The organism is Streptosporangium sp. NPDC000396 (assembly GCF_042898655.1).
Taxonomy (GTDB): Bacteria; Actinomycetota; Actinomycetes; order Streptosporangiales; family Streptosporangiaceae; genus Streptosporangium.
The window spans coordinates 84095-108307 of record NZ_JBIAZA010000009.1 but is presented as its reverse complement, the minus strand read 5'-3'; the positions used below and the strand labels follow the sequence as shown (position 1 = coordinate 108307).

Sequence of the window (24213 nt, the reverse complement as noted above, 5' to 3'; positions counted from 1 at the left end):
GCCGCCGAGCGATCTTCGCCGTCGCTGGCATGAGGGAGACCTCGTCCCTCACGCGAGGGATGCCGGAACGCCGGGCGACCGCGAGAATGTCCTGCGTGGATCAGACGTACGGCCGTCACGGCGGATGGGCCGCCAGATGGCGGCGTGTCGCCGCGGTTCCCCACGTGCCCATGGCGGTCGGCGTACTGCTGGCACTGCTCGCGCTGGCCGAATCGATCGCCCATGCCCGGGGCGCGTCGCCGGCGTATTCGTTCGGGTACGTCGTGAGCGCGCCGGTGGGTGAGACGATTCCGCACGACGGAAGCGCGCCTCCGCCCGGAAACACCGGCACCGCGCTGTACCTCGTGGTGTCCGGTCTGCTGGGCCTGGCCACCACGCTGCCCGTCGCGTTCCTGTGGGGGCAGCCGGCCGCGGCCGCCGCGATCGTCTCCGCGACGAGCCTGCTGTCACTCACGGCCTTCCAGACGCTGACCGTGGCGGGCGTGGCCGCGCAGCTGGTCGCCGGTTACCGGTTCGGCCGCGCCGGCTCGCAGGCGCCCGCCGTGCTTCTCGCCGTGCCGTTCCCGGTGCTGGCGCTTGCCGGTACGGCGGTCGGCGAGACGCGGGTGCTCACCCTGCTCCTGGCCTCCCTGGCCCCGGCGGCGGCGCTGACCGGGATCGCACGGCGGGCGCGCATCGAGGCCCTGGAGAACACCGCCGCCCGGCAGGTCGTCGCCGACACCCTGCTGGAGCACACCGCGCGCGGTGAGCGCGCGCGCATCGCCCGCGAGCTGCACGACGTCGTCGCCCACCACATCTCCATGGTCGCGGTGCAGGCGGAGACGGCGCGGCTGGCCGTCCCGGGGATGCCGGTCGCCGGCGCGGAGCGGCTGTCGGCCATCGGCGACACCGCCCGGGCGGCGCTGACCGAGATGCGGCGGCTGCTCGGCGTGCTGCGCGAAGACGCGGGGGCGGGCGCGGGAGACTGGCGGCCCCAGCCGGGCCTGCGCCTGCCGGAGCTCAACGAACTGCTCGACGCGTCACGGGACGCCTCGGGGACGGGCACCCGTCTCATCCTGAGCGGGCCGCCGGTCACGCTCGACCCGGGCATCGAGCTCGCGGCCTACCGCATCATCCAGGAAGCCCTCACCAACGCCCGGCGGCACGCGCCTGGCGCCGCCGTCGACGTGGAACTGCACTACGGCGGCGACACCCTGCGCCTGCTCGTCCGCGACAACGGACCCGGTCCTCGCGCCGCGGCGCCGGCCGGTGGTCACGGGCTGTCCGGCATGCGAGAACGCGCCGCGGCCGTCGGCGGCGAACTGCGCACCGGTCCCGCCACCGGCGGAGGCTTCCTCGTCGAGGCGCACCTGCCAGGAAAGGGAGAGACGGCCGGATGAACGACCCGTCCCCGGTGATCCGGATCGTCGTCGCCGACGACCATCCGGTGGTTCGCACCGGATTCGCCGAGCTGCTCGGCACCCAGCCGGACTTCACCGTCGTCGGCACCGCCCGCGACGGGGCCGAGGCGGTACGGCTGTGCCGCGAGCTGTCGCCCGACGTCGTCCTCATGGACGTCCGCATGCCGGTCATGGACGGCATCGAAGCCACCAGGCGGCTCGCCGGCTTCGCGACCGCCGGGCCGCGCGTCCTCATCTTGACGACCTTCGACCTGGACGAATACGTCTACGACGCGCTCCGTGCCGGAGCCAGCGGATTCCTGCTCAAGGACGTCACCGCCGAGCGGCTCTTCGACGCGGTACGCGTCATCGCCGCCGGCGAGGCACTCCTGGCTCCCGCGATCACCCGCCGCCTCATCGGCGAGTTCGCCCTCCTGCATCCCAAGCCCGACGCCTCCGCCGCGGCCTCGCTCGCCGCGCTCACCCCTCGCGAGACGCAGGTTCTGCGGCTGGTCGCCGAGGGCCTGTCCAATCCGGAGATAGCCGGCCGGTTGACGGTCACCGAGGAGACCGTCAAGACGCACGTGAGCCGAGTGCTGAACAAGCTCGGACTGCGCGACAGGACACAGGCGGTCGTCGCCGCGTACGAAACGGGTCTGGTCGTGCCGCGTTCCCGCGATCGTGCGTGAGGGAATGTGACCGCGACGCGGGTGAAACCGGCGGCGGGCGAACCTTGGGCGGAAGAATCCGGTCACCGGTTTACGGCTCCGCTTCCTTGTCTCCCTGGCACGTTCCAGCCACAGGAGGGCTTCCACGGTGAAGGCCGGTGAAAGGGATGACCGAAAATAAGGGAACGGTGCTCGATGAAGAGTGCAGAAAAGGGTGTTTTCATCTGACTCGTTCCAAAGGCGTGGGCGCGTGTGAAGGCGTGGAACAGGTGCGGGCATGCGCGTGGGGGCGCGGAACGGTCGTTCCGCGCCCCCACCGTCTATCTGTTCATCTGTTTCAGCAGCTGACCGGCACGTCCACCGAGACGGACGACGGGCCGTAGAAGCCGGCCCCGCCGGGGCCCACCGGGCCCTGCGACAGCTTGACCTCGGAGCGAACCGTCGACCCGCAGGGAGCGGTCGCGGTGACGCCCTCGACGGTCACGCTGTTGTTCCAGATGCTCACCGCCTGCCGCCGGGAGCCGAGGAACAGGCCACCGACGACCTGACCGGACACCTCCACGTCGGCGCGCTGCGGCGTGATGACGCCGCCCGGACCCGGCTCCGCGATGCCGGGAGCGCTGACGACGCCGTAGAACCGCGCCTGGGTGCCCGTGACATCCACGCAGGCCTTGGTGTTCAGGCCCGAGATCAGGACGGTGTTACTGCAGGTGGTCGTAGTCGTGGCGGCGGATGCCGGGCTGCTCACCGCGAGCGCCCCCGCCATCGCCACACCTGCTGCGAGCACTGCGGCGCCACGCTTGACGATCTGCTTCAACGAATTTCCCCTTTGGTGATCGCGAGCGGGCGGCCCCGATGCCGCCCGCTCGGTATTAGTACTATGTCACACGTGACATGTCCTAACGATGATCATCGGGGAAATGGGATGCGAATCACATGGAAAGATTAGAACGTTCTAATTGGACAGCCTAAAACCGGGGGAATGGGACGGGTGGATATAAGAAAGGTGCGGTTCGAGCGCGAAAGGTCGCGCTCGAACCGCACCGGAGAGTGAGGGGTGGATCAGTATTCGCTGGTGATGGTCACACCGCTGAAGTTGGTGACACCGTAAAGGCTGAAGTAGTTCCAGCCGTTCGTGTTGAGATCGGTGACGGTCAGTGTCTCGCTGTTACCGGAATTGGTGGATTTCGCGGTGTGGGAGTTGGTCAGCGCCCAGTTGCCCTTGTTGAAGTACAGGTCGGCGTTGCCGGTGCCGCCAGATGCGGTGATCTTGAGCTGAGTCGTGCCCTGGGGGATCCAGATGTAGAAGTAGGCGTAGTTCTGATCGGTGTGGGAGACGTTGGTGCGCTTGCAGTTCTTGTCCATGGTGCGGGTGTCCTGGCCGGGGCAGTCCGGCAGGGTGGGCGAGCCCGCGCATCCGCCCGCGGCGCAGGCGGTCAGCCAGGTGTCCCAGTCGGCGTCGTGGTTGAGCGAGGTGAGGAAGGTCCTGGCGGCGTTCCAGTTGCCCGTGCGGTAGTGGCCGAGCAGCGTGCCGACGTCGGCCCGCTGCCTTTCGAACATGTAGCGGACCGCGAGGTAACCCCAGGTGTAGATGCGCGTCTCGCCCTGGCCGTAGACGGTGTCGAAGAGCTGGCTGAGCTTGTAGGTGTGCTTGCCGGCCTCGGTGGACGCGGCGGTGTTGGGCTGGTTCCGGTAGGACCAGGACACGTATTCGGCGACGCCCTCGCCCCACCAGACCGTCGGTGTCGTCGATCCGGCGGCGAAGTCGCCGTACATGTCGTACCGGGCGTCGAGGTAGTGGGTGTATTCGTGGTTGAGGTTCCAGATCTCGAAGGCCGGGCGCGCCCAGGTGGCCTCGTAGGCGATGAACCGGGGCTGGTTGCCCGCCGCCGAGGGGTTGCCCTCGAGATACATGCCACCGTTGTTGGTGTCGATGCCGTAGATCGATCCGGCGTAGGTCTGGTAGTCGGCGGGGGAGTTGAAGACGACCACCTCAAGAGTGGTGTTGTTGTCGTCGGCCACCGGCCGGCCACCGGTGGCGAGGAGGTTGTGGAAGAAGGCGTCCTGGTTCTGCAGGCTGGCGCAGGTCGCGGAGAGCTGCTCGGAGTTGATCTCCTGGGCCAGGATGCGGAGGCTGGGGCTGCAGGTGTGGCTGACCGGCAGCGCGGCCGCCTTCAACCGGTTCGCCAGGTCGCAGACGCCGTAGTAGGAGCAGTTCGCCCGGTCGTAGTAGTCGGCCATTTCGGCGAGGCCGACCCAGAGCGGCGCCGTCCTGCCGGTGATGGAGGTCTGGTCCAGCAGGGACTTGACCTTCGGCCGGACCGTGTCCAGCAGCGTGCCGTGCTGCAGGAAGCGGGCCAGTTCGCGGCCGGCGTTCCGGGTGAGGAAGGCCGAATCGGTGCCGAGCAGGTCGAGGTGGCGGGACGCGAACGACTGGAGGGTGTCGAGCACGCTGGGGTCGGACTGCACGGCCGAGACGAACTCCGCGATCCAGTGCCCGCGGAACAGCACCGTGAAGGCGGCGTTGACCGCGTTCCGCATCCACCAGAAGTCGTTGTAGGAGCTGTTGTAGTCGTTGAGCAGCCGCTTGACGACGTCGAGGTAGCGGGCGTTCTCTCCGGCACTGTCGGCCAGGGTGACGGACTCGCCGAGGATCTCGCCGTTGGCGTTGGTGACGTCGCGGGAGTGACCGGAGGCGAAGAACGCGTCGAGGGCGGGCCTGATCGCGTTCCGCAGCGCGTCGCCGTAGGGGCCGACGTCCTCCTTGTGGTACCACTGCACGTAGTAACCGGCGCGCAGGTAGAGCACGAGCTGGGCGATGTTGTTGCTGTTGTCGCCGGTGTAGGACAGCGCGCCGGTCCTGTAGGCGTTGGCCACGGTGACCATCTGCGCCTCGCGGAAGGCACCCGCGGCGTCGGTCCCGGTCAGGGTGAACAGCGTGTTGACGCAGCTTGTGGTGGACGCCTTGATCGCGGCGACCAGGGCGTCACCCGTGTTGCCGGTGAAGTCGGAGACGTTGCAGGTCTCGGCGACCGCGGCCTCCAGCTGGGCCGCCGTCTTGGCCTTCTGGCCGCTGTCCGACGGCCTCTTCTGAGTGATCTTCAGGGTGCCCGGGACGTCGTAATCTCGCCGTAACTCGTCTTTCGACGCGGGCAGGGGCGCGCGTTCCTCAATCGGTTGCGTGGTGCGTTGCTCATGGGCCGGCAGGCCGAGGTCCCTGCCGGTGACGTCACGGGCGGGCGGTGGCTCGACGGCCTTCGGCGTGCTCTTGGGGGAGGTCACGCTGGGGGGCGTCCCGGCCGCGGCGGCCGTCGAGAGCATGCCCTGTGTGCCTGCTCCGAGCCCGAGCATCAAGGCGACAAAAGCCGCTTTCGTCGCTGATCTGCGTAAGAACGCTGTTTTTTGCACTGCCGGCTCCTGGGGGTGGGGGAGCGGCGCGACCGGCCCCCGATTCTCGGCCAGCCACTATTCGCTATATGACATGTAAAATGACATATGTGTCATGCATGTGCAAGGATCATTTTGTGAACGTTCATACAGCGCAGCGTCACGAACAACGTCGCACGAGCCGGTGATCAGGAGAAGTTTCGGACACCGCCACCGGCGTCCCTAAGCCGATCGCCGGGTGCTCCTCCACCGGCCGCCCGCACGATCGCGGCCGGGCGCCGCGGGGGGATCACATCGTGCCGGGGACACCCGCGCGGCGGATCACGCGAACCGCCGGGCTCCCCGGCACGACGCCTCGGACGGGCACGCGGACGGAGCCGAGCATGATCTGCGGGACGGGACCGGCGGTGGCGTCGCGACCGCCGGTCTTCTGATCACGCCGCGCCTGCGGACCTGATCAGAGTCGTCATGCGCTGATGCCAGGCCACGTCGTCCCACATGCCGCGGAACTGCGGGGCGCAGAAGTTACTGGTGGCCAGCGCCGTCCAGCGACCGGTCGCGAGCGCTGTGGCGATGCCGAGCTCGGCCAGTTCCTTGATCCAGCCCCAGTCGAGCCCCGGGCCGTCCTTCCAGTTGATGATCGCCCAGCACTCGGTGGTCATCAGTGGTTTACCGCTGGCGCGTGACCATGCCGCGGCGTTCTCGACCTTGGAGACCAGCTCGGCCTGCCAGCGCTCGCGCTGCTCGGCGTAGAGCGCGGGGGCCCTGTCGCAGAGGATGGCGTACTGCCTCCAGTCGAAGTAGGAGGCGCCGGCGTCGTAACCCAGCTCGGGGTAGAAGCCGGTCTGGCCGCTGTGCGCCATCCACAGGTGCGGCTCCAGCAGGTCGTAGCCGGAGACGTCCTGGTCGGCCCAGCTCGCCAGCTCGTGTGAGGCCGAGAAGCAGAGCGGGATGCCGGGGAACTCCTCGCGGATCGCCGCGAAGGCCTCCTTCGTCCAGTCGCGGATGATCGGGTCGGTCCGGGACAGCCGCTCCGGTTCCCCGCCCGACCAGTCGTACAGGAACGGGGCCCAGTCCATGTCCGGCCACTCGTTGCACAGGTCCAGATAGAACACGTTGTCCAGCAACCCGGCGTCGGCGATGGAGCGCAGGGTGGTGATCCAGACCGCCGCGTGGTCGGCGGCGGTCCGGATCTTCATGCGCGCGCCGGTGGTGTCCTGCCGGAACCAGCTGGACAGGCCGACGCGCACGCCGCGCTCCGCGCAGAGCCCGATGAACTCGTTGAGCGCGGGCTGAACCTGGACGTCGACCGGCAGCGGGCTGCCCCAGTCGTGCTCGGTCCAGATCGGCAGCAGCCGCGAGGTGGCCTCGGGGCCCTCGGCGAGCAGGTGGGGGTAGGCGTCGATGCGCACGGCGTCGTAGCCGCGTTCCACCAGCTCGTCAAGAGCCCGCGCCCAATCCTCGAACCCGGCGCCAGGCCAGCGCCGCTCCAGCCAGCAGAAGGCCCACATAGCGATCGCGTGAGGACGGGTGGAGCCACCGAGACCCATCATGAAGCCCTTCCGGTCTGTCCGGTCAGGCTGGACGCTAGATCATGAAGGGGCGGTGGTCAACGGCCTGGACTATGAACGTTCAATGCCGAGGGTGCGGCGGAGGAAGTCCAGCTCGACGGCCATCAGGTTCTCGGCCACGCCGTCCGGCGTCATATGGCTCACCCCGGGGAGCAGGAGCGTGGAGTGCGGCCGCCCGGCCCTGGTCAACGCGTCCGACAGCCGCAGGGTGTGCAGGGGATAGACGTTGTCGTCGGCCAGCCCGTGGATGAGCAGCAGCGGCCTTCGCAACCCGGGCGCGTCGGAGATCAGCGAGTCGGCCTCGTACCCGGCGGGGTTCTCCGACGGTAGGCCGAGGTAGCGCTCGGTGTAGGCGGTGTCGTACCAGCGGAAGTCGGTGGGCGGGGCGCCGGCGCAGGCCGCGTGATAGACATCGGGCCGCCGGAGTACGGCCAGCGCGGCGAAATACCCGCCGAACGACCAGCCGCGCACGCCGACCCTGGAGATGTCCAGGTCGGGATGCTTGGCCGCCAGTTCCATCAGACCGTCGACCTGGTCGTCCAGGACCACCTGCGAGAACTTGCGGAACATCGCCCGGTCGAAGTCGGCCGACACGTTCGGCGTGCCCCGGTTGTCGATCGTCACCACCGCGAAGCCCTGATCGGCCCACCACTGCTTGCGGATCCACCGGCCCGGCTCCAGGCCGATCGCCTGGTATCCCGGCCCGCCGTACACGTCCACCAGTACCGGGAGCTTTTCCCCCGCCACGTGCCCGCTGGGATAGAGCACGCTGGCGGGCAGGCCGTGCCGGGTCACGCGCTCCAGGATCGGGCGCGGCCGGCAGGGCGGCGTCGCCGACAGGTCGCGCACCTCCGTCGTGGCGGCCTCGCCGTACACGGTCCTGGAGGTCCGCATGGTCTCCAGCGATCCGCTGGTGATCAGGACCGTCGGGCCGCCGCACAGCGCGCTGTGCACCGCCTGCCCGTGGGTGATCCTGGCCAGCGTGCCGTCGGTACGCAGGCGGTAGACATGCTGCTCGGCCGGCTCGCTCTCACTGGCCTCGATCAGCAGGTCGTCGTCATACCACCCGGCCACCTTGCGGACGTACAGCGACGGCGGCGTGATCACGGTGCCGTCCAGGGCGAGGGCGCGGGTGCCGCCCGATTCCACGGTCGTCAGCGCCCGGCCGTCGGGCAGGATCGCGGGCGTGCCGGGGACGTTCTCGATCCAGAGCGGATCGGACAGCTCCAGCAGGGGCGAGGTGGTGCCGGTGACCGGGTTGACGGCCAGGAGGAGGCCGTTCTGCTGGAGCCGGTCCAGCACCGTGATCATCGGCCGGTCGGGTTCGCTCCAGTCCACGTCGGACAGGTAGGGGAACCGGGTGGCGTCCCACAGGATCTGGGTCCGGAAGCCGTCCAGCCCGAGGAGGTGCAGCTCGACGCTCGCGTTGGGCCCGCCCGCCTGGGGGTAGGGCGCCGTCGGCGTGGAGTTCTCGGGATGGGCGGGGTCGGCCAGGTGGCGGCGCGGGATGTGCCGCTCGTCCACCCGGGTGGCCAGCAGCGCGGAGCCGTCGGGCGACCACCAGTGGCCGCGGTGCCGATTGAGCTCCTCGGCGGCGGCGAACTCCGCGACGCCCCAGGTGACATGGGACTCCGAGGCGAGGATCCGGCTGCGACCGCCGTCGATCACGTGCAGCCGTCCGCCGGACACGTAGGCGATCCTGCCCGCCGAGACGCGGGGGTCGAACGCGGGCCCGGCCACGGGGAGCTCCTCGGTCCGGGCCGTGGCGACGTCGGTCCTGAACAGCCGTCCACCCAGGGTGAACACGGCGACCGAGCAGTTCGCGTCGGTGGAGTAGGAGCCGATTCCCGGAGCCCACAGGCGCAGGCGCTCGCGCAGGGCGCGCTCCTCCGGCGGCAGGCCGGCGCGGCCGTCGGCGCCGAGGTTCTCGGGGTCGGCCAGCAACCGCTCGTTTCCGGTGGCGACGTCCATCGCCCACAGCCGTTCGACCGGGTCCTCCGGTCCGGTGGAACGCAGGAACAGCACGAGCGAGCCGTCGGGGGAGACGGTCAGCGCGCGAGGGGAGCCGTAAGTGAAACGTCCGGTTCTCGTGCTCAGGGGGAGAAATTCCATAAAGTGTGAAATATCACATTATATGAAATGTCGCGAGTGGCCGGGTCCGCCGCGGGGGTGGGGCCCGTTGAGCGCGGCGGACCCGGGTTCCTTAGGAGGCCGGACCCACCTTGATGGTGGTTCGCAGGCCCTTGTTCGCTTCCTTCACCACGTCGATCCTGGTATTGGTGTCGGGCGGGATGACGCCCTGCTGGGGGTTGGTGCTGTACCAGTAGACGCCGGTGTGGTCGTTGAAGGAGGAAGCCCCCGGCAGCGCCGGGAAGATCGTCTTCGTGCCGTCCTTGTGCAGCACCACCCGGTCGGTCGGGGTCGGCCCGAAGGTCGCGTCGAACGCCTGGATCCGGCTGTTGACCTTGGTGTAGTCCTTCCAGAGCAGCGGTACGGCATGGGCGTCGATCGGCAGGATCATGCCCTCGCCGACGTGGTTACGGGTGGCGTTGTCGGTGTAGTAGGTGTCCCACAGCCAGACGAGCAGGCCGTCCTGGTAGGGGTAGCGCTCGTAGATCTCCCGTCGCGCGGGGTCGTTGGAGAAGCCCGCGCTGTACGGACCGGTCTTGAGGTAGGCGCCGTAGCCGACGTAACGCCGGTTCTCGGCGATGTAGGCGCGTGGGTGATCTTTCTTGCCGGTCTTTCCGGTACGGCTGAAGCCCACGGCGGTCCAGCCGTTGTCGCCGTTCTCGACGTCGTCCTGGACGACGCCGGTGATGGAGTCGACGAGGAAGCCGTTCTCGGTGGTGTTGGTGTCGGTGAAGTAGCGGAACCGGAACTGGATCTTCTTGCCCACGTAGGCGTCCAGGGGAAGGCTGAGGTCGGTCCAGCCGCTGCGACCGGTGATCCCGGGAACACCGTTGACGGAGGGAATCGGCTGCCCGCCGACGGTGCCGCCGACCGGTTTCCACACCTTGCCGTCCTCGGAGACCTCGGCGTAGAGATAGTCGAAGTCCTGCTCGATCTGGTACCAGACCTTGGCGTCGAGCTTGGCCGTCGTCAGCCCGGTGAGGTCGAGCTCGCGGGTGAGCGTCTCGTTGAGGTAGTCGCCCTTGCCGCTCCACCACTGGAAGGACCCCTGGGCGGGGTCGGCCAGCTCGGTGGTGACCGTGTGCGGCGGCAGGTCGACGATGACGGCCTGCGGATCGGCGGTGTTGTAGGAGCTCACCCCGAGGGTGTGGGTGGAGGCGGTGGCGGCCTTGGCCCTGTCGTAGCTGAGCCAGCCGAGCCGCAGCTTGCTCCACGCGTCCAGGTCCCCGGGGAACTCCCCGGTCTGCCCGTCCTTCTTGCCGAGGTAGGAGCCACTCGACATGAGCGACCAGAACTCGACGCTGTTGGTGCCGCCGCCGTCGTACAGGTCGGGCAGGCCCAGGTCGTGGCCGTACTCGTGGGAGATCAGGCCGACGCCGCTGTTCTCGCCCGCGGTCAGGAACTTGCCGACCCAGATGCCGGTGTCGCCGATCTGGGTGCCGCCGCGCAGGTTGCCCGCGGGGCCTGTGCGCCCGCGCTGGTCCCAGTAGGCGTCGTGGCTGACCGCCCAGAGCGCGTCGGCGCCCTGCGCACCCCCGCCCCAGGTCTGGTCGACGCCGGCGTGGATCACCTGGAAACGGTCGATGTAGCCGTCGGGCTCGTTGAAGTTCCCGTCGAAGTCGTAGTCGTACCGGTCCCAGACGTCGAAGCTCTTGAGCTCCGCCGTGATGTCCTCGACGCTGCGGCCCTTGGCGCGTTCGGCGTCGTACCAGGCGTTGGCGGAGTCCTTGACGAAGTCGAACAGGGGCGTGTCGCAGTCCAGGCCGCTGTCACAGCGCGGCGTGCCGTACCGGGACTCGTTGTAGGGGACCTTCACCCAGTCGGAGACGTAGCCGTCGAAGTCGTAACGGCCCGCGGACTGCAGTTGGTAGAAGTTGCGCAGGGAGTTGGCGCCCTCGGCGTCGTTGAAGTAGATGTCCTGGTAGTAGGCCCGGTTGAAGTCCCGCTGCCAGAGCGTGTGGTTGTCGTAGCTTCGCTGCGGCTTCGGGATCTGGTTGTGCAGCGGGCCGGGCACGCCACCGTAGCGGATCTGGCCGTTGTGCACCGTCTGGTTGTCGATCTTGTCGCCGAACTCGGCGAGGACGGTGAACATCTTGTCCTTGCGTTCGAGGGCGAGCTCGACGTACTCGCCGCCGACCTTCACCTTGCCGGAGGCGCGCGCGCTCATCGTGGGGCCCGAGAGCACCTGCTCCATGGCCTTGTCCCGCAGGGCACGCTCCTGCACGGCGATCGGGTTGAGGGTGTCCTGGTGGCGCCCCTCGCCCGGCGGGGTGGCGGTGACCTTCGTCGAGGGGGTGGGCGTCGGTCTCGGATCGGCGGAGGCGAGTCCGGGCATCGTCGAGGCGCCCAGGAACGTTCCGGCCAGCCCGATTGCGAGCATGGCGGTGAGCTTACGCACGCGGGGGGATTCCTTCCGTAATGGGCCGGAGGGTCCGGCCGCACGGGTGATCGCGCGTAATATGTCACATGTTAGTAATCTTGCGGTAGGGGTGGATGCGAAGTAATTGAACCCTTGGTGACACCCGCAGGCTACGAGTCGGTAACGCCGCTTGCTAGTGCTATTTCACATTATTATGTTACGGGTCACTCAGATCGTTTAAGCGGTCCACTTGGGGTGACATATGGCTGGAACCAAGGGCGGCGTGCGTCTGCTCGCGCTCGCCACCACGCTCGTGCTCGGGCTCGCCGCCTGCTCCGGCGGGGGAAACTCGGGGAAGAACAACGCCGCGGGAACCACGACATCGGGCGAGGGGCCGGTCAAGGGCGGAACCCTTTATGTCCTGTCCAATCAGGACTTCGTGCATCTCGACCCCGCGCGCAACTGGACCATGCGGGACATGGGCTTCGGTGCCCGGCTTCTCTATCGCACGCTGACCACCTACAAGGCGGGCAGCGCGGAGATCGTGCCCGACCTGGCCACCGACCTCGGCACGCCCTCCGAAGGGGGCAAGGTCTGGAAGTTCACACTTAAGGACGGCCTGAAATACGAGGACGGAACGCCCATAAAGGCGCAGGACATCAAATACAACGTTGAACGTTCATTTTCTCCGGAGCTTCCCGGTGGCCCCAACTACGCCATCCTCTATCTCGCGGGAGGGGAGAAGTACAAGGGCCCGCTCAAGGGCGAGCACCTGTCCTCGATCGAGACCCCGGACGACAAGACGATCATCTTCAAGCTCAAACGTCCGGTGGCCGAGTTCGGCCAGACGGTGACGCTGCCGACGTTCTCGCCGGTGCCGCAGGCGCAGGACAAGGGCGTCGACTACGACAGCCGCCCCTTCTCCTCGGGCCCCTACAAGATCGAGAAGTACCAGCGCAAGGCCGAGCTGACCCTGGTCCGCAACGAGAACTGGGACCCCGCCACCGACGAGGTGCGCAAGGCCTATCCCGACAGGATCGTCGTCAAGCAGACGGTGGGCGGCGGCACCATCGACACCCGGCTCATCGCCGACCAAGGTCCCGACCGCTCGGCGGTGGGCTACGTCGACGTCGCGCTCGCGAGCCTGCCCAAGGTCCTGTCCAACCCGCAGATTCAGAAGCGGATGGTCAGCTCGGTGGACGGCTGCACGGGCATGGTGTACCTGAACACCTCGCGCGCCCCCTTCGACAACCCGAAGGTCCGCATGGCCGTGCAGTACGCCGTCGACAAGGAGGCGTTGCAGACGACGTCGGGCGGCCCCCAGATCGCCGAGATCGCGGGCGCGATCCTGCCGCCCGGCCTCACCGGTGGCGTGAAACGCGACATCCTGCGCATCCCGCCGACCGGAGACGTGGAGAAGGCCAAGTCCCTGCTCGCCGAAGCCGGGGTCGCCAGTGGCCTGAAGGTCAAGCTGGTGACATCCACCGGTGGCAAGCCCGGAGCGGAGGCGCTCCAGGTCGCGCTCAAACGGGCCGGCATCGACGTCCAGATCGACCTGGTCGAGGCCTCGGCCGTCGGCGGCATCACCAGCGACCCCACCAAGGCGCCCGACATCCAGTTCGGTGGCTGGTGCCCCGACTACCCGTCGGGCTCGACCTTCCTGCCGATCATCTTCGACGGCCGCACGATCACCGAGAACTTCAACGGCGGCAACAACTCCTTCTTCAAGGACAAGGAGGTCATGGCCAAGATCGATGAGATCAACGCGATGACCGACGCCACGGCCGCGAACAAGGCATGGCTCGGCCTCGAGGATCTGATCATGTCGAAGTCGCCCGCCGTGCCGTACCAGTGGGCCAAGCAGAACAACCTGTTCGGCTCGAACGTCGCGGGCGCCGTGGGCCACCCGATCTGGGAGGGCAACCCCGACCTCGGCGTGATCGGCCTGAAGAACCCGAGCCTTTCCAAGTAACGAGCTTCCAGCAAGAGGACACGCATGCAGACTCCGCTCGACGTGGCGGAGACGGCCGGGGCGGCGGGAGATTCCGCCCCCCCGGCAGGGCGTTCCCCCTGGGGGCTCGTCCTTGACCGTCTCCGCGCGAACCGCGCCGCGATGACCGGCCTCGGTATCGTGATTTTCTTCCTTGTCGTCGCCCTGGCGGCCCCGCTGCTCACCGCGCTGAGCGGCTGGGACCCCGCCCAGCCCGACAAGACCGCCATCGACGCCAACCTCGCCGGGATCCCCAAGGGGGCCCTGGGCGGGATCAGCGCCGAGCACTGGTTCGGCGTCGAGCCGGTCAGCGGCAGGGACATCTTCAGCCGGATCGTCCAGGGCGCCCAGGTCTCCCTGTTCATCGCCTTCACCAGCGCGGCGGTCGTGATGGCGCTCGGCATGTTCTTCGGCATCGCGGCCGGCTACTTCGGAGGCTGGGTCGACACGGTGATCAGCCGGCTCATCGACCTGCTGATGTCCTTCCCCGGTCTCATCTTCATGATCGCCATCATGGCGGTGACCCCGGACGTCAACCGGATCGTCCTGCTCATCGCCGTGATCGGATTCTTCAGCTGGCCCGGAATCGCGCGCATCGTCAGGGGCGAGACGCTCTCGGTCAAGCGGCGGGAGTTCGTGGACGCGGCGAAGACCAGCGGCGCCCGCGACCACAGAATCCTGCTGAAAGAGATCCTGCCCAACGTCGCCGGACCGATCATCGCCTACGCGACGCTGCTCGTCCCCGGCCTGATCAGCGCCGAGGCGGCACTCTCCTACCTCGGCATCGGCATCCGGCCACCGACGCCCTCGTGGGGGGAGATGCTCTCCAACGCGGTGACGTACTACCAGGTCGACCCGATGTACTTCGTCATCCCCAGCCTGTGCCTGTTCCTCGTCGTCCTGGGATTCAGCCTGCTGGGTGACGGGCTCAGGGACGCCATCGACCCCAAGGGCGCCCGCAAATGATCCTCTACCTCGCGCGCCGCCTGGCCGCGGTCGCCGGCGTCCTGCTGGTGATCTGCGCGGTCACCTTCGTCATCTTCTACCTGCTGCCCACCGACCCGGCCATCACCGCCTGCGGCAAGAGCTGCTCCCCCGAGCGGATCGCCGAGATCCGCAACCAGATGGGCCTGGACCGGCCGATCCCCGCCCAGTTCTTCGACTACGTGACCGGCATCTTCGCCGGGCGGACCCTGGGCACCGGCCAGTACGCGATCGAATGCGGCTTCCCCTGCCTCGGCTACTCCTGGCAGAGCGGCCAGCCGGTCTGGGACCTCCTCCTGGAGAGCCTGCCCGTGACCTTCTCCCTGGCCGTCGGGGCCGCCACGCTCTGGATGATCGGCGGGCTGAGCGTCGGCGTCGTGTCGGCCCTGCGCAAGGACACCCTGCTGGACCGGACGCTGGTCGTGTCGGCCGTCGCCGCGGCGGCCCTGCCCATCTACTTCGTCGGGCCGATGCTTCTCTACGTGGTGGTCCAGGTGCTGGAGCTGATGCCGTACCCGGGCTATACCCCGTTCGGCGAGGGCCCGCTGGCCTGGGCGCAGAACCTGGTGCTCGCCTGGATCGCGCTGGCGATCCTGTCCGCCGCCATGTACGCCAGGCAGAGCCGCTCCTCCATGATCGAGACGATGGGCGAGCCGTACATCCGCACCGCCCGCTCCAAGGGCCTGCACGAGCGGACCGTCGTGGTCAAGCACGGGCTCCGGGCCGCGCTCACCCCGATCGTGACCATCTTCGGAATGGACCTCGGCGGGCTGATGGGCGGCGCGATCATCACCGAGTCCATCTTCGGCCTGCCCGGCATCGGCAAGCTGACCGTGAACAGCATCACCGCCCAGGACCACCCGGTGGTGCTCGGCACGACGCTGCTCGCCGCGTTCTTCATCGTCATCGCCAACCTGGTCGTGGACCTGCTCTACGGCGTCGTAGACCCCAGGGTGAGACATGCTTCTTGAGATCAAGGGCCTCGGGGTGGCCTTCGGCGGGCTGCGGGCGGTCGAGGGCGTCAGCTTCCGCCTGGACAAGGGCCACACGCTCGGCATCGTCGGCGAGTCCGGCTCCGGCAAGTCGGTCACCAGCCTCGCCGTCATGGGCCTGCATCGCGGGGCCGAGGTGTCCGGGGAGATCCTTTTCGACGGGCAGCAACTCGTGGGGGCCCCGCCGGAGACCCTCCGCAGGCTGCGGGGCCGCCGGATGGCGATGATCTTCCAGGATCCGCTGTCGTCGCTCCATCCCCACTACACCGTGGGCGAGCAGATCGCCGAGGCCTACCGGCTCCACTTCAAGGCCTCGCGCCGGGCCGCCAGGAAGCGCGCGGTGGAGATGCTCGCCGAGGTCGGCATCGCGTCGCCGGAGGACCGGGCGGGGGACTACCCTCACCAGTTCTCCGGCGGCATGCGCCAGCGGGTGATGATCGCGATGGCCCTGGCCTGCGAGCCGGACCTGCTCATCGCGGACGAGCCGACGACCGCGCTCGACGTGACCGTGCAGGCCCAGATCCTCGAACTGATCAAGAGGATCCAGGACGACCGCGGGCTCGCGGTCGTCATGATCACACATGACCTCGGCGTGGTGGCCCGGGTCGCCGACGAGGTGCTGGTCATGTACGGCGGGCGCGTCGCCGAGCAGGCCTCCGCCGACGAGATCTTCGACGGGTCCCGGCACCCCTACACCCGCGGCCTCCTCGACTCGTTGCCCCGCCTGGACGAAGACGACGACACGCCCATGCGCACGATCCCCGGCTCCCCGCCGTCGTTGCTGACGCCGCCGCCCGGTTGCCCGTTCCACCCCCGATGCCCGCAGCGCATGGAGGTCTGCGAGCGGGACCTGCCGCTTCTCACCCAGACGTCTCCCGGCCACCTCGCCGCCTGCCACCTTGGGAGCTCCTGATGGACGACCTGCTGCGGGTGGCCGACCTGCGCATGAGCTTTCCCCTCAAAGTCCCCTTCGCCCGCCGCCGCGGCCTCGCGGTGCGGGCGGTCGACGGGGTGTCCTTCGAGGTACGGCAGGGCGAGACGCTCGGCCTGGTCGGGGAGTCCGGCTGCGGAAAGTCCACGACAGGCCGCATGATCGTGCGGCTGCTGGAACCCACCGCCGGCTCGATCACCTTCGAGGGCAGGGACGTCACCCACCTGAGCCAGGGGGAGATGCGCCCGCTTCGCCGCGACCTTCAGATGATTTTTCAGGATCCGTACTCGTCGCTGAACCCCAGGCAGACCGTCGGCCAGATCATCGCGAACCCGCTGGTCGTCCAGGGCGTCTCAGGGGTGCGTGCGAAGGTGAGGGAACTGCTGGAACTGGTCGGCCTGATCCCCGAGCACATCGACCGCTACCCGCACGAGTTCTCCGGGGGCCAGGCCCAGCGCATCGGCATCGCGCGAGCCCTGGCCACCCGGCCCAAGCTGGTCATCGCCGACGAGCCGGTGTCGGCGCTGGACGTCTCCGTGCAGGCGCAGATCGTCAACCTGATGGAGGAGCTCCAACGCGAGCTCGGGCTGACCTACATCTTCATCGCCCACGACCTGTCCGTCGTGCGCCGGGTGAGCGACCGGGTCGCGGTGATGTATCTCGGCCGGATCGTGGAGATCGGGGACAAGCACGAGATCTACCGGCGTCCCGCTCACCCGTATACGAAGGCTCTGCTCTCGGCGGTGCCCGTGCCCGACCCGAAGGTCGAGCGCAAGAGGGAACGCATCGTGTTGCACGGAGATCTGCCCTCCCCGGCGAATCCGCCCTCGGGCTGTACTTTCCATCCCCGCTGCCCGAAGGCCACCCGGCTCTGCGCGGAGGAGAGCCCGGTCCTGCGGATCCACGAGAAACGGCAGGTCGCCTGCCACTTTCCCGACTGACCCCGGGAACCCCCCGATCGGGACGAAGGGGCGCTCCCGGTTGGCCCGGGGGCGCTTCGATCGAGATGGGAGGCGCCGCCCCGGTCGGCCCGGGACGGCATTCCCCGCTGAGGCGGGGAGTGCTCCAGGCCGGTCAGGGGCGGGATTCCCGGCCGAGGCGGGAGGGGGTGGACCTGGTCCGGGCCTCACGCTCTCCCCGGCTGCGCGCGTGGAGCCTGCGGATGCCGCCCGCCTCACTCTCAGCGGATGGCGTGCAGATCCGCGGGCACAGGGCGGGCCCAACCGCGCGGGCGCAGGGTGAACCAGCAGTAGATGAAGGCGCCGAAGGCCATCGTGGCCAGCAGCATCAGGCCGATGGCGTAGGAGCCGGTGCCCTGGTTGATCAGTCCCATCACGATCGGCGGCAGGAATCCGCCGAGACCTCCCGCGGCGCCGACCACCCCGGTCGCGCTGCCGACCATGGGGGCGGGCACAGCCCGGCCGAGCAACGCGAACACGGCCCCGTTGCCGAGCCCGAGCGCGGTCGCCATGGTCAGGAAGCCCACCGTCGCCAGCGGCATGGCCGGGGCGAAGGAGACGATGACCGCGCAGACCGACACGGTCCCCAGCGCGCCGCCCAGCACCAGCTCGCCGCCTATCCGGTCGGCCAGCCAGCCGCCGACCGGCCGGGCCAGGGTGGCGAGCAGGACGAACCCGGCCGCCCGGGCCGCGGCGTCGGTGGTGGCCAGGCCGTAGACGGACTTCAGATACAGCGGCAGGTAGACGCCGAACGCCACGAATCCGCCGAAGGTCAGCGCGTACATCCCGGCCAGTTCCCGGGTGTCGCGCCGTCGCGCGGCGGCCAGGAAACGGGTCAGGAACGGCTCGGTGACGGGCCGAGCCGGGGACGCGTCCCGGCCGATCGCCAGGAAGGCCAGGCCGATGGCGATCAGGGCCGCGGCGACCACGAAGAACGGCACCGGGCGGCCGAACCGGTCGGCGAGCCACGGGGTGGCGAACCCGGAGATCGCGGTGCCGATGTTGCCCATGCCGAAGATGCCCAATGCCAGGCCCCGGCGCTCCGGCGGGAACCAGGCATTGACGTACGGCACGCCGATGGCGAAGGTCGCCCCGGTCAGGCCCAGCACCAGGCCGCCGGCCAGCAGCGTCGAGTAGTTCCGCGCGAAAGCGAGGAACACCACGGGAGCCGCGCCGAGCAGGCTCGCCACGCCGAACATCAGACGCCCGCCGTACCGGTCGGTCAGTGCTCCCAGCGCGATCCGGCCCAGAGACCCCACCACGATGGGGACGGCCACCAGGACCGAGACCTCCAGCGGGCTCAGGGCGAGCAGTTCCTTGTACACCGGGCCGAGAGGGCTGAGCAGCGCCCACGCCCAGAAGTTCACCGCGAGGCCCGCGGTGGCCAGGACGAGCGCCGTCGTCCTGCCGCCCCGCCCTGCCGCCGTTCTCGCCTCGGGCACAGACCGTAGCGTTGTCATGCGATTCCTTCGGTTGTCCACATCACTGATCTGCTCCAATCTTTCGTGCGGGCATCCGCGCATCCCAGAGACCTTGGTCCTGAAACGCCTCGGGCCAAAGGCCCCAGGACGCCGTGTTCCATCGACGTTTCATCGACGAGAGGCACCGCGCCGCGCGAGTAGGACCGCGATCCCGGCCGGGGCGGGCGACCTTCCCCACGGCCTGGGGTCCCGCCGGGGTCAGGGGTCTCAGGAACGCCGTGTCCGGACCGTACCGGCCCAGGTCAGCAGGTCCAGATTCTTCTCCAGTGCGAGGTCGCGGGTGGCGAGGATGTCGATCACGTCCTCCTCGGGCAGCGTCTCCACCATGATGGACAGCCCGTCGCAGTCGCTGACGTGCGGAAGGATCTGCCGTGTCAGCTCGATGCCCCGCTCGGCCTGGGGCTGGTCGATCTCCGTGAGGTCGGCGAGTTCGGCGAGCTCGCGAGCGTTGCGGATGGCGCCGTCGTGATCGGCGAGCAGTTTGCCGACATATTCCGCGCCGAAGATGGGAACGAGGCGTGGATACATCGACTCCTCCTCGTAGCGGAAATGCGGTCCGGTGGCCGCGGCCACGGCGGAGACGACACGCCGGGCTCGCGTCGTGTCGAGGTCGGTGAAGGCATTGATCAGCGAGAACAGCAGATCGCGAACTTCGCGGTGCTCCTGGCGGAATGTTTCGGTGAATTGGTCGGAAATGGTCAACGGAAACGCCTCTCCGGTTGATTGAACGTCGAAAGTCGTATTTATCGAATTCCGGCTGCCCGTTAATCGAGGTCGCGCATATTGGAACAGCTGGAGTCCGGCCTTCCTAGTGACGAAAGTCCCGTTGTGGCCGACCGACGGTCCTTCGGCCGGTCAGGGCCGGCAGTCGCCGGCGGCATGTTCCACCGCGCCGGCGGCGGCCCGCGCGGGGCCGTTCGTCCCTGACATTCGTGACGAAGTCCTCGTTCCCCGGGCGCGGCTGGTCGCGAGCATGGCCGCGACGTATCGTCCAACGAAGGGAAGAGTCGATGTCCCGGCCGAGACGAGCCGATCTGCCCGTTGTCTACTCCTGCTCCGGCTGCTCCAGCGCGGCCCAGATGGCCAACGACCTGGCCGTCCGGCTCGACCGCATGGGGCTGGCGGAGATGTCGTGCATCGCCGGGGTGGGCGGAGACGTTCCGTCTCTCGTGCGGGTGGCCACCTCTGGACGGCCGATCCTGGCCCTGGACGGCTGTCGGCTGGCGTGCGTGCTGTCCACGCTCGGGCGTCATGACGTGGTTCCCGACGAGCATGTCGTGCTGGCCACGTACGGCGTGCGCAAGCGGAAGCACATCAACTACAACCCCGAACAGGCCGAGTTCCTGTTGCGGACCGTCGCCGGCGCGGCGCGGCGGATCACTCCGCCCGACGCCAAGCTCATCGACGAGATGGAGTAGGGACGGTGCCCGGTCCGCACGCGATTTCTGCAGAAGCGAGGACTTTAGTCCCGCCGATCGTGGCCTTTACGCCCGCCCGTTACCAAGGCGATGCGACCTAGCCTGCTCATGACCGTTTTGTCGCAATCGAGCGATGCAGCCGAGTCGTGACGGGGCCGTATCCGGCCGCTGTCCCGGCGTTCCCGGGGAGAGATCCGCGTTGCCGCAACAAGTGGGTGAGGCCTCACCCGGGAATGGAGGCGTGGGCGCGCGGTCCGGAGCGCGTTCGCGGGTGGCCTTCTGGCGGCTTCCGTTTCTCGCCGGGGCGGCCCTCGCCTTGCTGGCCGGCCTGTACGGCGGGCTCGCGCTGCTGGTCGGCGAACTTCCCGCTGCCGGGAGGGCGGCCGAGCATCACGGGCCGTTGATGGCGCTCGGGTTCCTCGGCACGCTGATCTGCCTGGAACGCGCGGTGGCGCTCGGCCGGGGATGGGCGTATGCCGCGCCGGCCCTGGGCCTGCTCGGCGGGCTCGCGCTGCTGGCCGCCCCCGCCGGACCGCTCGGCCCGCTGGCACTCACCGCGGCGGCGGGCTGGCTCGTCGCCGTCTACCTCACGCTGCTCCTGCGTCGCCCGGGTTGGGAGTTGCTCCCCCAGGTCGGTGGCGCGGCGGCATGGTACGCGGGCGGGCTGCTGTGGCTCGCCGGAGGCGGAGTGCCGGACCTGGTTCCGTGGCTGGCCGCCTTCCTTGTCCTCACCATCGCCGGCGAGCGGCTGGAACTGGCCCGTGTCGCCTTCCTGACGGGGAAGTCGGCGAGCGTCCTGTCCGTCATGGCCGCGGTGATCGGGGTCGGCGCGGTGGTGTCGGCCTGGAACCCGGACCTGGGCTGGCGGGTCTGCGGGGCGGGCATGCTGGCCACGGCCGTCTGGCTGGCCCGGTATGACGTGGCTCGCCGAACGGTGCGCGGTTCCGGCCTGCCCCGCTACGCGGCTGTCTGCCTGCTGGCCGGATACGCGTGGCTCGCCGTGGCCGGAGTGCTCTGGACGGCCGCGGGCCTGCCGCCGGCGGCTCACGTGTACGACGCGGCACTGCACGCGCTGTTCCTCGGCTTCGTCATGTCGATGGTGTTCGGGCACGCCCCGGTGATCCTGCCCGCCGTGCTGCGGGTGCGCCTGCCGTACCGGCGTGTTCTGTACGCGCCGTTGGCGTTGCTGCACGGGGGACTGGCCGTCCGGGTGCTGGGCGATCTGGCTGGGAGTGATTCGGTGCGCACGGCGGGTGGCCTGCTCACTCTGGCCGCGCTGTTGGTGTTCGCCGGATGTGTCGCGCTTATCGGCGCGTCGCCGGTTCGGAGAAGGAGGTAGCCGGTATGTCACCCGTCGATGTCGTGATCGGGGACAAGACTGTGAACGAGCCGCCCGGTCCGCCGCCGCGGCCCCGCGCGTCATGGCATCTGCGGGCGAACGCGATCGTGGTGGCCTGGCTGGGCCTGACCGTCGTGGTGTCGCTGGCGCAGCCGGAACTGCCGGCGCCGCGCTGGCTGGTGATTCACGTCTTTCTGCTCGGCGCGGTCACCACCGCGATCCTGATCTGGAGTGAACACTTCGCGGCGGCGCTGCTGCGCGCCCGGACGCCGAATCCGCAGTGGAGCGTTACCCGGCTCGGCACGCTCAACGCCGCGGCCGTGGCCGTGCTGTACGGGGTGGCCGCCGGGCCGTGGCAGGTGGCGGCGGTGGGGGCCACCATGGTGGTCGCGGTGGTCGTCTGGCACGCGGTCGTGCTGGCCGGGATGTTCAGACGGGCGCTGCCCGGCCAGTTCGGCCACGTCATCGGCTGGTATCTGGCGGCCGCCGGTGCGCTGGCGGTGGGCGGCACCCTGGGTGGCCTGCTGGCCGCGCACGTGGGGCAAGGCGCGATGCACGAGCGCATGCACGCCGCCCACGCCGAGGTGAACCTGCTCGGCTGGGTGGGGCTGACGGTGCTCGGCACGCTGTTCACGCTGTGGCCGACGGTCTTGCGCACGAGGCTTTCCGGGCTGACCCGTCGCTGCTCCCGCGCCGCGCTGCGGCTGGCGGGGACGGGCCTGGTGCTGGCGGTGTCCGGCCTGTTGCCGGGGATGCGGTGGGCCGCGGTGGCGGGGCTTGCGCTGTACGCGGTCGCCGTGGCGGTCGCGCTGACCCCGCTGGCCGAGACGGTGCGACGGCGCCGCCCGCACACGGCCGCCGCCTGGACGCTCGCGGCCGGCGTGGTCTGGTTCGAGATCGCACTCATCGTCGATCTCGTGCTGGTCGCCACGCATCGCGTCGAAGACGTGGGGCACGCGCTGGAGCCGCTGCTGCCGCTGGTGCTGGCCGGGTTCGTCGGGCAGGTGCTGCTCGGCTCGCTCATGCATCTGCTGCCCGCGGTGCTCGGGGGCGGACCCGCCCGTTTCAAGCAGAACGCGGCGTTGCTCGAACGGGGCTGGCCGTACCGGCTCGGGGCGGCCAACCTCGGGGTGCCGCTGCTCGCCCTGCCCGTGCCGGAACCGCTCGGGCTGCTCGGCTGGGCGCTCGTCCTCGCCTCCACGGTGGCGTTCGTCGCGCTGGCCGTGACCGCACTCATCCGAACCCGTCATCCGGAGGGCCGCCTGTCCCCGGCTTTCCTCGGCACGGTCGTCGGCTGCCTGCTCACCGCCGCCGCCGTGGCGGTCGCGGCCTCCGGAGGGGCCGGGCCGGCCCGGCTCGACATCGCGCCCGGGGCGCAGCGAACCGTTGAGGTGACGCTCTCGGGGATGCGGGTACGGCCCGGCGTGATCACGGCCGCGTCGGGCACCGTGCTGACGCTCCGCGTCACCAACGCCGACGCCCAACGGCACGACCTGCGGTTGTCGACGGGGGAGCGCACCCCGATGCTTGATCCCGGCAAGACCGCCGTGCTGAAACTCGCCCCGCTGGCCGAGACCGTGGACGGCTGGTGCACCGTGGCCGGGCACCGGGCCGCGGGCATGACCATGCGCATCGTGCCCGCCCCGGCGACAGCCACGCGCCCGTCGAACGGCGGGCACGCGAACACCGGACACGCGGGCACCGGGCATGCGGCCGCCCAGGAGGGGCAATCCCCCCTCGATCTGGCCGCGCCGATGTCGCCGGGCTGGAAGCCGTACGAGGCCGCCCTCCGGCCCGCGCCGGGAAGCGCCGAGCACAAGGTGGAGATCCGCGTCAAGGAGACCGACCTGGAAGTGGCACCCGGCGTCCACCGCCGGATGTGGACGTTCAACGGAACGCTCCCCGGCCCCGTGCTGCGCGGCAAGGTGGGAGACCTGTTCACGGTGACGTTCGTCAACGACGGGACGATGGGCCACGGCATCGATTTCCACGCCGGGGCGCTCGCCCCCGACGGGCCGATGCGCACCATCGACCCGGGACAGCGGCTGACGTACCGCTTCCGCGCCGACCGGGCCGGGGCATGGCTGTATCACTGCTCGACCATGCCCATGAGCCAGCACATCGCCAACGGCATGTACGGCGCGGTCATCATCGATCCGCCAGGCCTGCCGCGGGCCGACCGCGAGTACGTGCTCGTCCAGGGCGAGCTCTACCTCGGCCAGCCGGGCGAGGACGCCCAGGTCGCCAGAATCCGCGAGGGACGCCCGGACGGATGGATGTTCAACGGCACCGCCGCCGGTTACGACCATGCCCCGATCGCGGCCAAGGCCGGTGAGCGGGTGCGGATCTGGGTGGTGGCGGCCGGACCCGGCTCGGGAACCGCCTTCCACGTGGTGGGGGTCCCGTTCGACACCGTCTACAAGGAGGGCGCCTACCTGCTGAAGAAGAACGATCCGGGTGGCGCCCAGGTGCTGGACCTGGCTCCCGCGCAGGGCGGCTTCGCCGAGCTGGTGTTCCCCGAACCCGGGCACTATCCCTTCGTCGACCACGCCATGCAGCGGGCCGAGGCAGGCGCTCACGGAACCTTCGTGGTGAGCGCGTCATGACCTGGTGGCCGGCGAGCCC

General features: G+C 69.4%; 17 protein-coding genes. 10 read left to right on the top strand and 7 right to left on the bottom strand.

Features of this window, described 5'->3' with window-relative positions:
- Window positions 1-95: 95 nt before the first annotated feature.
- Window positions 96-1379 (top strand): sensor histidine kinase, encoded by a 1284-nt coding sequence (locus ACFY2X_RS16460; RefSeq protein WP_389938821.1) that lies wholly within the window; start codon window positions 96-98, stop codon window positions 1377-1379.
- Window positions 1376-2068, top strand: coding sequence for a response regulator (locus tag ACFY2X_RS16455; RefSeq protein WP_389938819.1), 693 nt, complete (start codon window positions 1376-1378; stop codon window positions 2066-2068). The genes ACFY2X_RS16460 and ACFY2X_RS16455 overlap by 4 nt, the downstream gene beginning before the upstream one ends.
- Window positions 2069-2384: 316 nt before the next feature.
- Here ACFY2X_RS16455 and ACFY2X_RS16450 read toward each other — a convergent pair whose 3' ends face one another.
- The 5 genes from ACFY2X_RS16450 to ACFY2X_RS16430 all read right to left on the bottom strand — a co-directional run bounded on the left by ACFY2X_RS16450 (window position 2385) and on the right by ACFY2X_RS16430 (window position 11533).
- Window positions 2385-2864, bottom strand: a complete 480-nt coding sequence (locus tag ACFY2X_RS16450; RefSeq protein ID WP_389938817.1) for a hypothetical protein — start codon at window positions 2862-2864, stop codon at window positions 2385-2387.
- A 245-nt stretch (window positions 2865-3109) separates the two neighbouring features.
- Window positions 3110-5398: a M9 family metallopeptidase gene (locus ACFY2X_RS16445; RefSeq protein WP_389938814.1), complete on the bottom strand. Its 2289-nt coding sequence runs from the start codon at window positions 5396-5398 to the stop codon at window positions 3110-3112.
- A gap of 470 nt (window positions 5399-5868) precedes the next feature.
- A complete protein-coding gene (locus ACFY2X_RS16440; RefSeq protein WP_389938812.1) occupies window positions 5869-6987 on the bottom strand; it encodes a cellulase-like family protein in 1119 nt (372 codons plus the stop codon).
- Between the two features lie 69 nt (window positions 6988-7056).
- Window positions 7057-9117 carry a prolyl oligopeptidase family serine peptidase gene (locus ACFY2X_RS16435; RefSeq protein WP_389938809.1) on the bottom strand — a complete coding sequence of 687 codons (2061 nt, stop codon included), beginning with the start codon at window positions 9115-9117 and terminating at the stop codon, window positions 7057-7059.
- Window positions 9118-9208: 91 nt separating this feature from the next.
- On the bottom strand, window positions 9209-11533 hold the full coding sequence (locus ACFY2X_RS16430) for an immune inhibitor A domain-containing protein (RefSeq protein WP_389938806.1): 2325 nt from the start codon (window positions 11531-11533) through the stop codon (window positions 9209-9211).
- 223 nt (window positions 11534-11756) lie between these two features.
- On the opposite strand from ACFY2X_RS16430, the gene ACFY2X_RS16425 reads away from it, so the two are divergent.
- From ACFY2X_RS16425 to ACFY2X_RS16405, 5 genes are read left to right on the top strand one after another with little or no spacing between them, the layout of a single operon-like run.
- Window positions 11757-13466: an ABC transporter substrate-binding protein gene (locus ACFY2X_RS16425; RefSeq protein ID WP_389938803.1), complete on the top strand. Its 1710-nt coding sequence runs from the start codon at window positions 11757-11759 to the stop codon at window positions 13464-13466.
- A 24-nt stretch (window positions 13467-13490) separates the two neighbouring features.
- Window positions 13491-14450: an ABC transporter permease gene (locus tag ACFY2X_RS16420; protein WP_389938800.1), complete on the top strand. Its 960-nt coding sequence runs from the start codon at window positions 13491-13493 to the stop codon at window positions 14448-14450.
- On the top strand, window positions 14447-15439 hold the full coding sequence (locus tag ACFY2X_RS16415; RefSeq protein ID WP_389938797.1) for an ABC transporter permease: 993 nt from the start codon (window positions 14447-14449) through the stop codon (window positions 15437-15439). Before ACFY2X_RS16420 ends, ACFY2X_RS16415 begins: the two co-directional genes overlap by 4 nt.
- Complete coding sequence (locus ACFY2X_RS16410) at window positions 15429-16373, top strand: ABC transporter ATP-binding protein (RefSeq protein WP_389938794.1); 945 nt, start codon at window positions 15429-15431, stop codon at window positions 16371-16373. The genes ACFY2X_RS16415 and ACFY2X_RS16410 overlap by 11 nt, the downstream gene beginning before the upstream one ends.
- A complete protein-coding gene (locus ACFY2X_RS16405) occupies window positions 16373-17332 on the top strand; it encodes an ABC transporter ATP-binding protein (RefSeq protein WP_389938792.1) in 960 nt (319 codons plus the stop codon). The genes ACFY2X_RS16410 and ACFY2X_RS16405 overlap by 1 nt, the downstream gene beginning before the upstream one ends.
- Before the next feature lie 239 nt (window positions 17333-17571).
- Here ACFY2X_RS16405 and ACFY2X_RS16400 read toward each other — a convergent pair whose 3' ends face one another.
- Entirely contained in the window at window positions 17572-18810 is a 1239-nt protein-coding gene (locus tag ACFY2X_RS16400; protein WP_389938789.1) for a nitrate/nitrite transporter, read from the bottom strand.
- A 228-nt stretch (window positions 18811-19038) separates the two neighbouring features.
- Window positions 19039-19533, bottom strand: a complete 495-nt coding sequence (locus ACFY2X_RS16395; RefSeq protein WP_389938787.1) for a hemerythrin domain-containing protein — start codon at window positions 19531-19533, stop codon at window positions 19039-19041.
- 308 nt (window positions 19534-19841) lie between these two features.
- On the opposite strand from ACFY2X_RS16395, the gene ACFY2X_RS16390 reads away from it, so the two are divergent.
- The 3 genes from ACFY2X_RS16390 (at window position 19842) to ACFY2X_RS16380 (ending at window position 24194) form a co-directional block, all read left to right on the top strand.
- Window positions 19842-20249, top strand: a complete 408-nt coding sequence (locus ACFY2X_RS16390) for a putative zinc-binding protein (RefSeq protein WP_389938784.1) — start codon at window positions 19842-19844, stop codon at window positions 20247-20249.
- A 241-nt stretch (window positions 20250-20490) separates the two neighbouring features.
- Window positions 20491-21588 (top strand): hypothetical protein, encoded by a 1098-nt coding sequence (locus ACFY2X_RS16385; protein ID WP_389938781.1) that lies wholly within the window; start codon window positions 20491-20493, stop codon window positions 21586-21588.
- 5 nt (window positions 21589-21593) lie between these two features.
- Entirely contained in the window at window positions 21594-24194 is a 2601-nt protein-coding gene (locus ACFY2X_RS16380) for a multicopper oxidase domain-containing protein (protein ID WP_389938778.1), read from the top strand.
- Window positions 24195-24213 lie beyond the last annotated feature (19 nt).